Source organism: Kitasatospora sp. MAA4, assembly GCF_029893355.1.
Lineage (GTDB): Bacteria > Actinomycetota > Actinomycetes > Streptomycetales > Streptomycetaceae > Kitasatospora.
The window spans coordinates 104,101-115,952 of record NZ_JARZAI010000021.1 but is presented as its reverse complement, the minus strand read 5'-3'; the positions used below and the strand labels follow the sequence as shown (position 1 = coordinate 115,952).

Annotated in this window: 9 protein-coding genes and 1 tRNA gene; 8 read left to right on the top strand and 2 right to left on the bottom strand. The window is 69.3% G+C overall.

Features of this window, described 5'->3' with window-relative positions; translation table 11 throughout:
* The first annotated feature begins 43 nt into the window (after nucleotides 1-43).
* Genes P3T37_RS26195 through P3T37_RS26185 form a run of 3 tightly spaced genes read left to right on the top strand, consistent with a single transcriptional unit; the run spans nucleotide 44 to nucleotide 3,374 of the window.
* The gene (locus tag P3T37_RS26195; protein ID WP_280726334.1) at nucleotides 44-886 is read left to right on the top strand and encodes a nitrilase-related carbon-nitrogen hydrolase; all 843 of its coding nucleotides are present in this window, start codon (nucleotides 44-46) and stop codon (nucleotides 884-886) included.
* A gap of 31 nt (nucleotides 887-917) precedes the next feature.
* On the top strand, nucleotides 918-2,327 hold the full coding sequence (hydA, locus tag P3T37_RS26190) for a dihydropyrimidinase (RefSeq protein ID WP_280726333.1): 1,410 nt from the start codon (nucleotides 918-920) through the stop codon (nucleotides 2,325-2,327).
* A gap of 30 nt (nucleotides 2,328-2,357) precedes the next feature.
* Nucleotides 2,358-3,374, top strand: coding sequence for a TIGR03842 family LLM class F420-dependent oxidoreductase (locus P3T37_RS26185; RefSeq protein WP_280726332.1), 1,017 nt, complete (start codon nucleotides 2,358-2,360; stop codon nucleotides 3,372-3,374).
* A gap of 14 nt (nucleotides 3,375-3,388) precedes the next feature.
* On the opposite strand, the gene P3T37_RS26180 is transcribed toward P3T37_RS26185, so the two are convergent.
* Both P3T37_RS26180 and P3T37_RS26175 read right to left on the bottom strand, forming a co-directional pair.
* A complete protein-coding gene (locus P3T37_RS26180; protein WP_280726331.1) occupies nucleotides 3,389-5,059 on the bottom strand; it encodes a DUF262 domain-containing protein in 1,671 nt (556 codons plus the stop codon).
* A gap of 328 nt (nucleotides 5,060-5,387) precedes the next feature.
* A tRNA-Arg gene (locus P3T37_RS26175) sits at nucleotides 5,388-5,463 on the bottom strand.
* A 620-nt stretch (nucleotides 5,464-6,083) separates the two neighbouring features.
* On the opposite strand from P3T37_RS26175, the gene P3T37_RS26170 reads away from it, so the two are divergent.
* From P3T37_RS26170 to P3T37_RS26150, 5 genes are all read left to right on the top strand, one after another.
* Nucleotides 6,084-7,028, top strand: a complete 945-nt coding sequence (locus tag P3T37_RS26170; protein WP_280726330.1) for a single-stranded DNA-binding protein — start codon at nucleotides 6,084-6,086, stop codon at nucleotides 7,026-7,028.
* 361 nt (nucleotides 7,029-7,389) lie between these two features.
* Nucleotides 7,390-8,610 (top strand): thioester domain-containing protein, encoded by a 1,221-nt coding sequence (locus P3T37_RS26165; protein ID WP_280726328.1) that lies wholly within the window; start codon nucleotides 7,390-7,392, stop codon nucleotides 8,608-8,610.
* 235 nt (nucleotides 8,611-8,845) lie between these two features.
* Nucleotides 8,846-10,510, top strand: a complete 1,665-nt coding sequence (gene ettA, locus P3T37_RS26160) for an energy-dependent translational throttle protein EttA (protein WP_280726327.1) — start codon at nucleotides 8,846-8,848, stop codon at nucleotides 10,508-10,510.
* Between the two features lie 109 nt (nucleotides 10,511-10,619).
* Nucleotides 10,620-11,063, top strand: coding sequence for a thioesterase family protein (locus tag P3T37_RS26155; RefSeq protein ID WP_280726325.1), 444 nt, complete (start codon nucleotides 10,620-10,622; stop codon nucleotides 11,061-11,063).
* A gap of 53 nt (nucleotides 11,064-11,116) precedes the next feature.
* Entirely contained in the window at nucleotides 11,117-11,821 is a 705-nt protein-coding gene (locus P3T37_RS26150; RefSeq protein ID WP_280726324.1) for a hypothetical protein, read from the top strand.
* Nucleotides 11,822-11,852: the final 31 nt, after the last annotated feature.

Sequence of the window (11,852 nt, the reverse complement as noted above, 5' to 3'; positions counted from 1 at the left end):
CGCGCAGCCCTGGCTTCGCCGCGCCGACCGAGGAGACGTGCCCATGAGTCGAGTAGTACGCGCAGCCCTCTTCCAGACCGCGTGGACGGGCGACGCCGAGTCGATGATCGCGGCCCACGAGCGCGCCGCCCGGGCGGCCGCGGCCCAGGGCGCGCAGGTCATCGGCTTCCAGGAGGTGTTCAACGCACCGTACTTCTGCCAGGTGCAGGAGGCCGAGCACTACCGCTGGGCGGAGTCCGTCCCGGACGGCCCGACGGTCGTCCGGATGCGGGCGCTGGCCCGGGAGTTGAACCTGGTGATGGTGGTGCCGGTCTTCGAGGTCGAGCAGCAGGGCTTCTACTACAACACCGCCGCGGTCATCGACGCGGACGGCTCGTACCTCGGCAAGTACCGCAAGCACCACATCCCGCAGGTCAAGGGCTTCTGGGAGAAGTACTACTTCAAGCCCGGCAACCTGGGCTGGCCGGTCTTCGACACCGCGGTCGGCAAGGTCGGTGTCTACATCTGCTACGACCGGCACTTCCCCGAGGGCTGGCGGGCGTTGGGCCTGGCGGGCGCCGAGATCGTCTACAACCCGTCCGCCACCAGCCGCGGACTCTCCGCCTACCTCTGGCAGTTGGAGCAGCCGGCCGCCGCCGTCGCGAACGAGTACTTCGTGGCCGCGATCAACCGGGTCGGCGTGGAGGAGTACGGCGACAACGACTTCTACGGCACCTCCTACTTCGTCGACCCGCGCGGGCAGTTCGTCGGCGAGCCGGCCTCGGACAAGGACGAGGAGCTGGTCGTCCGCGACCTCGACCTCGACCTGATCGAGGAGGTGCGCCAGCAGTGGGCGTTCTACCGCGACCGCCGTCCGGACGCCTACGGACCGCTCACCGAGGCCTGACCCAGAACCGCGCAGAGGGCGAGGAACTCCCATGACCCGTACGGTGATTCGCAACGGCCTGGTGATCACGGCCGCCGAGGAGACCGCGGCCGACGTACTGATCGAGGGCGAACGGGTGGTCGCGCTCGCCAGCACCGACTCCGCCGTCGCCGCCGGCTGGACCGCGGACCGGGTGATCGACGCGACCGGCCACTACGTGATCCCCGGCGGCGTGGACGCGCACACCCACATGGAGCTGCCGTTCGGCGGCACCGCCGCCTCGGACACCTTCGAGACCGGCACCCGCGCCGCCGCCTGGGGCGGCACCACCACCATCGTCGACTTCGCCGTCCAGAGCGTCGGCGCCGCCCTGCGCGAGGGCCTGGACGCCTGGCACGCCAAGGCCCAGGGCCGCTGTGCGATCGACTACGCGTTCCACATGATCATGTCGGACGTCACCGAGGACAGCCTCAAGGAGATGGACCTCCTGGTCGCGGAGGGCGTGACCTCGTTCAAGCTCTTCATGGCCTACCCCGGCGTCTTCTACAGCGACGACGGCCGCATCCTGCGGGCCATGCAGCGCAGCGCCGACAACGGCGGCCTGATCATGATGCACGCGGAGAACGGCATCGCCATCGACGTGCTGGTCGAACAGGCCCTCGCCGCCGGGCGCACCGACCCCCGCTACCACGGCGAGGTCCGCCGCGAGCTGCTGGAGGCCGAGGCAACCCACCGGGCGGTCAAGCTCGCCCAGGTCGCGGGCGCCCCGCTGTACGTCGTCCACGTCTCGGCGGCCTCGGCGCTCGCCGAGCTGGCCGCCGCCCGCAGCCAGGGCCTGGACGTCTTCGGCGAGACCTGCCCGCAGTACCTCTTCCTCTCCACCGACAACCTGGCCGAACGCGGCGCCGACGGCTTCGAGGGAGCCAAGTACGTCTGCTCGACCCCGCTGCGCCCCCGCGAACACCAGGAGGCGCTCTGGCGCGGCCTGCGCACCAACGAGCTGCAGGTGGTCTCCACCGACCACTGCCCGTTCTGCTTCGCCGGGCAGAAGGAACTCGGCCGCGGGGACTTCTCGAAGATCCCCAACGGCCTGCCCGGCGTGGAGAACCGGATGGACCTGCTGCACCAGGCCGTGCTGGACGGACACCTCTCCCGCCGCCGCTGGATCGAGATCGCCTGCGCCGCCCCCGCGCGGATGTTCGGCCTCTACCCGCGCAAGGGCACCATCGCGCCCGGCGCGGACGCCGACCTGGTGGTCTACGACCCGCAGGCCCAGCAGACCCTTTCCGCCGCCACCCACCACATGAACGTCGACTACTCGGCCTACGAGGGCCGCCGGATCACCGGCCGCGCCCGCACGGTGATCTCCCGCGGCGCGGTGATCGTGGACGACGGCGCCTACCTCGGCCGCCCCGGCCACGGCCGCTACCAGCCGCGCGCCACCTGCCAGTTCATCGACTGACCGACCCGACGCCCCTGAAAGGTGGATTCCGTGGACATCGGCCTCGTGCTCCAGACCGACCCGCCCGCCGAGCTGCTCGTCGAACGGATGGTCCGTGCCGAACGGGCGGGCTTCACCCACGGCTGGACCTTCGACTCCGCCGTGCTCTGGCAGGAGCCGTTCGTCATCTACAGCCAGATCCTGGCCCGGACCGAGCGCCTGCGGGTCGGCCCGATGGTCACCAACCCGGGCACCCGCACCTGGGAGGTGACCGCGTCGACCTTCGCCACGCTCAACGACATGTTCGGCAACCGGACGGTGTGCGGTATCGGCCGCGGCGACTCCGCGATGCGGGTCGCCGGCCGCAGTCCCGCCACGCTGGCCCGGCTCGGCGAGGCCATGCACGCCGTCAAGGAGCTGGCGGAGGGCCGCGAGGCCGAGGTCGACGGCACCGTGCTGCGCATCCCCTGGGTGCGGCCCGGCGCCGAACTGCCCGTCTGGATGGCCGCGTACGGGCCCAAGGCGCTCGCCCTGGCCGGCCGGCAGGCGGACGGCTTCATCCTCCAGCTCGCCGACCCCTACCTGACCGAGTGGATGGTCAAGGCGGTCCGGACGGCCGCCGCCGAGGCCGGGCGCGACCCGGCCGCCGTCACCGTCTGCGTCGCCGCCCCCGCGTACGTCACCGCCGACGACTCGCCGCAGGCGCTCGCGCACGCCCGCGAGCAGTGCCGCTGGTTCGGCGGCATGGTCGGCAACCACGTCGCCGACCTGGTCAGCCGCTACGGCGAGCACTCCGGCCTGGTCCCCGAGGCCCTCACCGCGTACATCAAGGACCGCCACGGCTACGACTACAGCCACCACGGCCGCGCCGGAAACCCCGACACCGCCTTCGTCCCCGACGAGATCGTCGACCGCTTCTGCCTCATCGGCCCACCCGCCGCCCACCGGGCCAAACTCGCCCAACTGCGCGACCTCGGCGTCGACCAGTTCGCCGTCTACGCCATGCACGACGCCGTCGAGCCCACTATCGACGCCTACGGCAAGGACGTCATTCCGCAGCTTCCGTAGGTGTGCTGAGACGCCTACAGTCGCCATTCCTTGGCGAGGAGGCCGAGCAGTTCGGTCTGCCGCCTCTCCAGGTCCTGGGGATTCCAGGTGCTGTGACCCAGCACCTGGGTGGTGAGTGGGAATGTGACAACGCCTCGCTTGAGGTACTTCTCCTTCTTGACCGCGAAGTCGAAGTTCTGTGCCTGAGCGTTCTTCCGGTCACTGAGAAGCACCAGGTTGGCGAGTCGATGAGTCCACTCATGGCGCTCGGTCAGGGTGAAATCCGTCGCCCATCGGGAGCCGAACCTGGGAAATTGCGGCAGGACGTGTTCGACGGTTATCCGCGGAGCATGATAGGTCGTCACCACTCCGTCTTCGGAGACCAGTTCGTTCAGCCTCAGCAGGATGTACCGGCGCGTCTTGGTCTCATGGTAGACATCGCCGTCAAGGCGCCTGAGCGTTTCGGCACGTTCGTCTCCCGTCAGCTGGAACGACGGTGCCCGCAGACCCATGCCGTTCGTCAACTCCTTGAGCAGCTCGGCGAATCGCTGGACACGGGGAGTGGTATAGACACGTCGGATGAACATGCTGGCAGCCAGCCGCTCCAGCGAACCGAAGTACTCCCCGAGCCACCGCGGGTCACCGCCGTGGTGGCGCAGCGCCCAGAGGGCCGCGGGCCACCAGTCGCTGTTGTCGAGCTGGAGAAGGCGGCGGAACCAGTGGTTGACGGTCTCGGACCCGGCCCCCGCCTGATAGCGCTGATCACGGATCGTCGCAAAAGCCTCGGCATAGGGCACCAGGACCTCGTCGACGAATTCCTTTGCGCGCCCCTGCTGGTAGTGCGACAGGACCTGCGTCTGGAACTCCTTCAGCAGTTCCTGGCGGGCTCGCTCACGGGCGAAGACCATGCGTATGTGCTGGAAGAGATCGGAGAAGTCATTGCGCCCCAATGCCTCCTCCGCGTCCTCCCACCGTGCGGCGTAGATCTCGGAGGCGTCGTCGTCGATCTCGCCGATGACGCGTGCCTTGAAGATGTCGGCGGGTGAGAGGTCCAGGCCGCGTGAGTTCATCACGCTGAAGATGCGGTGCGCACTGTCGAGATCGGGAGTGCTGACCACCACCAGGAACGTCTGGACACTCAGTACCCGGCAGAGCGCCAGGCGTTGTGTGTCGGTCCAGCCGGCGAGGGTGGTGTGCAGCGCGTTGGCGTTCGCCTGCAGGGCACGCTGCGAGTCGGTCTTGAGCGTGTGCGGATTCAGGCCCATGAGCCCGGCAGTGGAGCCGGGGGTCTGGATGTGTCGTCGGAAGAAGTCGGCGTCGCGCGGGCGCAGGGTGAGCCGGGGCTTGGCCTGCAGCCCGAGAACGGTGCTGCCGGGCTCCGCGATCAGTGCCGTGAGGTCGTTGACGACGTCCGGGTTGTCCGCCAGGTCCCGCAGCACGGCCAGCAGGATGGTCAGGGTGGTCAACCGCTGCTGGCCGTCGATGACCTCGGCCTCAGCGGCGCCGCTGTCCTTGACCAGCACGACGGAACCCAGGAAGTAGGGCTCGTCGGTCCCGCGCGAGAGGGCTTCTTCGAGGTCGGTGAGCAGCTGCTCCGCCTGCTCCGTCTCCCAGGCGTACGGACGCTGGTAGTCGGGGATGCGGAAGTCGTAGTCGCTGCAGAAGACCTTGTGGAGTGGGACCTCGCGGGCCTCGAGTTGTGGCATGACCGGCATGATCTCGCATCCGGTCCCACGGTCGCCAGGGAACGCCGATGATGCCCGCCGGCGTCGACCGGGCTCGGGGCGGCGCGTACGGGCGGCCGGGCGATCGGGGCGACCCAGGACCGGTGCCGGCGGGCTGCTCGTATCGGAAACCGCGACGCGAATACGACGCAAACAGTCGGAAACGCCCGCTACGGACCGCACGCAACTGGACACTAAAACGTTCAACGATCGGTGGCCGAGTGGTCCACTGGCTCGGGGCCAATGGCTTCGGCAGGCCTCTGAAGTGCGAAAACGGCCCATCGATCGGTTTTCGATCGGTGGGCCGTGCTGGTGCCCCCGGCAGGACTCGAACCTGCGGCCAAGTGCTTAGAAGGCACCTGCTCTATCCGCTGAGCTACGGGGGCGGGGCGGGCGTGGGGCCCGGGGGCTTCCCGTGCCTATTCCCATGGGGATGGGTTGGGGTTGGTGGGACCCTCGACCTGTCGGGGACAGGATAAGGGTGCACTGGTGCCTCTCTTGGCTTTGTCGCCGCTGTAGCGGGTGTGTCGGCCATGAGAGAGCGGTCTGATAATCGCAGGTGGAGGGTCTGAGCGCAGCGCTCCGGGGAGTCTTGGCGCCGGACGTTGTGCAGTCGTTACGGCGCTGTCGCCTCAGCCGTTATGGACTTGGGGCGCCGGTTGCGGGGCGTGCTGGGAAGGTGACGGGGGTGGAGCATCGGGCTGGGTGGGATTTCGGTTCGTCCGGTCGGATGACGTGGACAGAACGTCTTCGGGGCCACCCGTTCAGGGGGTGCTCCGGTGGTCGCGGGGGAGTAGCGCGGGAAAAGTTGTCATGAACGCTGAATGTCAGACTGGGCCGTTCGTGATTATCCGGGCATGTTATCTGCCAAGGAATGGGAAAAAGTTATCCACACCCCCCTGGTTGTCCACAGGAAAAAAGAAAGTCTGGCGCGGTCCGGTGGGTAGGTGGATCCTCACTTCTGACGGTCCGAAAGGCAAGGGTCGAGGAGAAGTGAGGAAGCGTCATGAATGAGACCCTGGTGACGATGATCGGCAATGTGGCCTCCACGGTGAGCTATGTGCAGACCGCCGGCGGGGTGCCGATGGCCAACTTCCGGCTGGCGGCCACCGAGCGGCGCTATGACCGCAACCGCGGGGATTGGGTCGACGGGGAGACGCACTGGGTCACGGTCGTCGCGTGGCGCTGGCTGGCGGCGAATGTGGTGAGTTCGCTGGGGAAGGGCGATCCGGTGGTGGTCAGCGGTCGGCTGCGGATCAGGGAGTGGGACGACGGCGGCAAGCGGCGGTCGGCCGTGGAGATCGATGCGCGGGTCGTGGGCCACGACCTCGGTCGCGGCACCTCGGCGTTCCGCTGGGCGGTGCGGGGGAGGCCGGAGGCGGTGGGTGCGGCGGCCGGAGCGGTGACGGCGGGCGGTGGAGCGTCCGGAGCAGCCGGAGCGGGCGGTGGCGGCGTCGGGGTCGTCGACCCGTGGGGAGTCGGCCCCGAGGGGAAGGCTGACGCCGGGTCGGGCGGGTGGCCGGGGGCGGTGCGCGGGTCGGGGCGGTTCGCTGACGAAGCGAGGCCGCGTCAGGGCGCTCTGCCGGTGGGGGAGGCGGTGCCGGAGTGGATCGTGGCGGCGGTGCAGGCGCGCCGGGCGGCCGAGGAGGCCCGGGCGGGAGGGCCGGAGGCGGCGCAAGCAGTCGGAGCAGCGGGAGGGCCGGGAGGGGGCGGAGGAGCGGTCGGGGTGGATGCGGGGGGCGGTGGTGGCAGTGCGTCAGGGGTGGCCTCGGCAGGGCCGCCCGGGCAGCTGGTGGCGGGGGCGCGGGCTGTGCGTCCGGGGCGGGCTGCGCGTCCGTCCAGGCCGACGGCCGGACGCCGTTCGCGCAGTGCGGGGGAGTCGCAGGGCGCTGCCGATGAGGTCGGGATGTCATCGGATCGTGCGGAGACGGAAGAGGTGATCACCGTGTGATCACCGGCTGACCGTGAGCTGATCGCCGACCTGGCGTCAACTGAGCGAGGCGCGGCACTTCTTGGCGCTGCCAGCGCAATGGGCCTCGGATAGTCGATAAAGTGACGAAAAACTGGCACCCCGTCAGCTTCCAGGGTAGTCCTCCCGCTTGATAACGATCCAGATACGGAATCGTCATCGTTTGACACGGAGGTTTGCATGCCTTGCGCAATCAATATGATGCGTCTGGTTCACACAAGTGCAGCAGCGCCACACGGAGCGCGAAAATGCGCGGCGGGCCGTCAGGGCGCGGCCCTGCCCGGAGGGGTTCAGTCAAATGTTCCACATGCAACGGCGGGGAATCTCCCGCATAGCCACTGTCATGCTCGCGTCCAGCGTGGTGGTCGGCAGCGGTCTCGCCCTGGCGGGTGCGGCCGCCGCTGACACCGGCACCGGTTCCGGTGCGGTTGCCACTCTTCACGAGCCCGAGCTCATCGCGGGCATGAGCGGCCCGATCAGCATCAACGGGGACAGCGGTGACACGGCCGGCGGTCTGATCCAGCTGGACACGGCTCCCGGCAAGTTCCTGGAGACGTACTGCATCGACCTCGGCCACGAGACGAAGCCGCACTCGAAGTACCAGGAGGCCGACTGGAAGGCCACCTCCCTCGACACCAACCCGAACAAGGGCAAGGTCCTCTGGATCCTCCAGAACTCCTACCCCCACATCAGTGACCTCGGTGCCCTCGCCAAGGAAGCCGGTGCCGGGTCCCTCGACACCGGCCAGGCGGCCGCGGCCACCCAGGCGGCGATCTGGCACTTCTCCGACAACGTCAATGCGGCGCCGACGGACAGCCAGGCCAAGCTCCTCACGGACTACCTGATCGCTCACGCGACCAGCGTGACCGAGCCGGCGCCGTCGCTCTCGCTGACGCCGGACACGGTCAGCGGTGCCGCCGGTGCGGGCCTCGGCCCGATCACCGTCAACAGCAGCGGCGGTCAGGTCGACGTCGCGCTGGACTCGTCGTCGGCCAAGGCCGGCGTCGTCCTGACGGACAAGTCCGGCACCGTGCTCACCGGCGCGGACGGCAAGCTCCTGAAGCCGGCGAAGTCGAACGACCAGCTGTTCGTGAAGGCGCCGGCGGCCGCTGCCGCGGGCAAGGCCACGATCAACGCGTCGAGCACCACCGCGGTCGAGCTCGGTCGGGCCTTCATCAGCCTGAACTACACCCCGAGCAACCACAGCCAGACCCTCATCCTGGCCGGTAGCTCGACCGAGACCGTGCAGGCCACCGCCGGCGCGAGCTGGACCGCCGCCGTGACGTCGACGAGCCCGACCCCGACCCCGTCGACCAAGCCGAGCTCCACCCCGTCGGCCACGCCGACCACCGGCGCTTCGGCGACGCCGAGCAGCACCCCGAGCCACTCGGCCGCTCCGGTCCCGTCCGCCAGCTCCACCCCCGCCTCGGGCGGCCTCGCCTTCACCGGTGGTGGCAGCCAGGCTCCGATGATCGCCGGTATCGCCGGTGCGCTGGTGCTGGCCGGCGGTGGCGCGGTGTTCGCGATGCGTCGCCGTGGTCGCCACGGTCGTACCGCGGCCTGAGCACGCAGTGGCATGCAGTGACCCGCAGTGATCGACCGAGCATGATCGGCCGGTAGCGGCGGGTTCGGTGGCCCGGGTCACCCCACTCCTGGAGTGGGGTGACCCGGGCCACTGCCGTTGTCACGGCAGCAGGCAGGACGGGAGTTCGGCTTGGCTGCCTCGGTGCGGCACAATGGAACGCTGCAAGCCTCAACACTCCTCGACTTACCCCTAGACGACGCCGGAGCGATCTCACGTGGCGGAATTCATCTACACCATGCGCAAGGTGCGCAAGGCACACGGCGACAAGGTCATCCTTGACGACGTGACGCTCAACTTCCTCCCCGGAGCGAAGATCGGCGTTGTCGGCCCCAACGGCGCCGGTAAGTCCACCGTGCTGAAGATGATGGCCGGCCTGGAGCAGCCCTCCAACGGAGAGGCCTACCTCTCGCCCGGGTTCAGCGTCGGCATGCTCCTCCAGGAGCCCCCGCTCGACGAGTCCAAGACGGTCCTGGAGAACGTCCAGGACGGCGTCAAGGAGGTCAAGGGCCAGCTCGACCGGTTCAACGAGATCGCCGAGCTGATGGCGACCGACTACTCCGACGCGCTGCTCGACGAGATGGGCGTGCTCCAGGAGAAGCTGGACCACGCCAACGCCTGGGACCTCGACGCCCAGCTGGAGCAGGCCATGGACGCGCTGGGCTGCCCGCCCGGCGACTGGCCGGTGACCAAGCTCTCCGGTGGTGAGCGCCGCCGCGTCGCGCTGTGCAAGCTCCTGCTGGAGGCCCCCGACCTCCTGCTCCTCGACGAGCCCACCAACCACCTCGACGCCGAGTCGGTGAACTGGCTGGAGCAGCACCTGGCCAAGTACGCCGGCACCGTTGTCGCGGTCACCCACGACCGGTACTTCCTGGACCACGTCGCCGAGTGGATCCTGGAGATCGACCGCGGCCGCACGTACCCGTACGAGGGCAACTACTCCACGTACCTGGAGACCAAGCAGTCCCGTCTCAAGGTCGAGGGCCAGAAGGACCAGAAGCGCGCCAAGCGCCTCAAGGAAGAGCTGGAGTGGGTCCGCTCCAACGCCAAGGGCCGCCAGGTCAAGTCCAAGGCGCGTCTGGCCCGCTATGAGGAGATGGCGGCCGAGGCGGACAAGATGCGGAAGCTGGACTTCGAGGAGATCCAGATCCCGCCGGGCCCGCGTCTGGGCAACATCGTCGTGGAGGTCAACAACCTCTCGAAGTCCTTCGGCGAGAAGATCCTGATCGACGACCTCAGCTTCACCCTGCCGCGCAACGGCATCGTCGGCGTGATCGGCCCGAACGGCGCCGGCAAGACCACGCTGTTCAAGATGCTGCTGGGCGAGGAGAAGCCGGACGGCGGCAGCATCAAGATCGGCGACACGGTCAAGACCAGCTACGTCGACCAGAGCCGCGCCAACATCGACCCGCAGAAGTCGCTGTGGGCCGTGGTCTCCGACGAGCTCGACTGGATCAACGTCGGCCAGGTCGAGATGCCCTCGCGGGCCTACGTCTCGGCCTTCGGCTTCAAGGGTCCGGACCAGCAGAAGCGGGCCGGCATCCTCTCCGGCGGTGAGCGCAACCGCCTCAACCTGGCGCTCACCCTCAAGCAGGGCGGCAACCTGCTGCTCCTCGACGAGCCCACCAACGACCTCGACGTCGAGACGCTCTCCTCGCTGGAGAACGCCCTGCTGGAGTTCCCGGGCTGCGCCGTGGTGATCTCCCACGACCGCTGGTTCCTGGACCGGGTGACCACCCACATCCTCGCCTACGAGGGCGAGAGCAAGTGGTTCTGGTTCGAGGGCAACTTCGAGTCGTACGAGAAGAACAAGATCGAGCGGCTGGGCGCCGACGCGGCTCGCCCGCACCGCGCGACCTACAAGAAGCTGACCCGCGGCTGATCGGCCGACCGGCCGCGCAGCAGGGAGCAGTACCGGCCCGGCAGGGCGCCTGAAAAGGTGGCCTGCCGGGCCGATGCCCGTCATCTGTGAAGTACGAAGGAGAACTGTCGTGGCACGCCACATCTACGCCTGCCCGATGCGGTGGTCCGACATGGACGCCTTCGGTCACGTCAACAACGTGGTCTTCCTGCGCTACCTCGAGGAAGCCCGGATCGACTTCATGTTCACCCAGGCCGCCGAGGCCGGGGCGGGCGAGTTCGCCGGCGGCTCGGTGGTGGCCCGGCACGAGATCGACTACAAGCTGCCGCTGGTGCACCGCCCCGCGCCGGTGACCATCGAGACCTGGGTGACCCGGATCGGCGGCGCCTCGGTGACGGTCGCCTACGAGGTGAAGGACACCGACGAGGACGGCTCCGAGCGGGTGTACGTGCGCGCGTCCAGCGTGGTCGTCCCGTACGACCTGGCGGCCGGCCGGCCGCGGCGGATCAGCCCGGTGGAGCGCGAGTTCCTGGGCCGGTTCCTGGTGGGCGAGGAGCTGCGGACCGCGGCCTGAGCCGCGGACCGAACGTGGAACCCGTAACCGAAACCCGACGAAGTGAGCACCCTGTGACCAGCACTGCCACGCTCGCCCTCGCCGATCCCGCGGAGGCGGCCGACCTCGGCGGCTTCCTGACCCGGCTGCTGCGCTTCGACCGGGCGGCGGCGGTTCGGCTCCAGGCGGTCCAGAGCCCTGAGACGGCAGAGCAGGGCGCCGGCGTGCTGGCCGTGTTCGGACGGCTGCCGCTCGGTACGACCGGGGTGATCGCGGTCCGCACGGCTCGGCTGGCCGCGCTCGCGCAGGCGGCCGATCTGACGGTCTCGGCCGGCCAGTTGCTGGAGGGCGTGGACGAGGACGGCGGTACGGTCGCGGTGCCCGCGCCGGTGACCGGTCCGGCCTGGGCCGGACTGCTCCCGCCGCGGACCGGCTGGAAGCCGCTCGGCGCGGCCGCCACCGACCAGGTGTTCCCTCAACTGATGTCCGGTGTCCGGGAGTTCAAGGAACGCAGCGCGGCCGTTCCGGAGCACCACCGCAGTCGGGCGGTGCTCGACGAGCTGGCCGACGAGATCTGGTCGCGCCCGCTGGACGCCGTGCCCGAGCTGCCCCTGCGGGCGGCCCACGCCGCGTACGTGATCGGGTTCCTGCACCCGGGCACGCCGCTCTCCGCGCACCGCGCCGGGAGCTGGCTGCGGCTGAACGCGCCGCACGGTTCGGTCGCGGTGCGCGCCGCGGCGGCTCCGGGCGCGGGCCTGGGCCTGACGCCGCTGCTCTGAGGCCGCTGCTCTGAGGCTGCTGCTCTGGCGC

Coding starts and splice junctions, on each gene's coding strand:
- P3T37_RS26180 (WP_280726331.1), bottom strand. CDS start 5,059: ATGCCACAACTCGAGGCCCGCGAGGTCCCACTCCACAAGGTCTTCTGC.
- P3T37_RS26170 (WP_280726330.1), top strand. CDS start 6,084: ATGAATGAGACCCTGGTGACGATGATCGGCAATGTGGCCTCCACGGTG.
- P3T37_RS26195 (WP_280726334.1), top strand. CDS start 44: ATGAGTCGAGTAGTACGCGCAGCCCTCTTCCAGACCGCGTGGACGGGC.
- hydA (WP_280726333.1), top strand. CDS start 918: ATGACCCGTACGGTGATTCGCAACGGCCTGGTGATCACGGCCGCCGAG.
- P3T37_RS26165 (WP_280726328.1), top strand. CDS start 7,390: ATGCTCGCGTCCAGCGTGGTGGTCGGCAGCGGTCTCGCCCTGGCGGGT.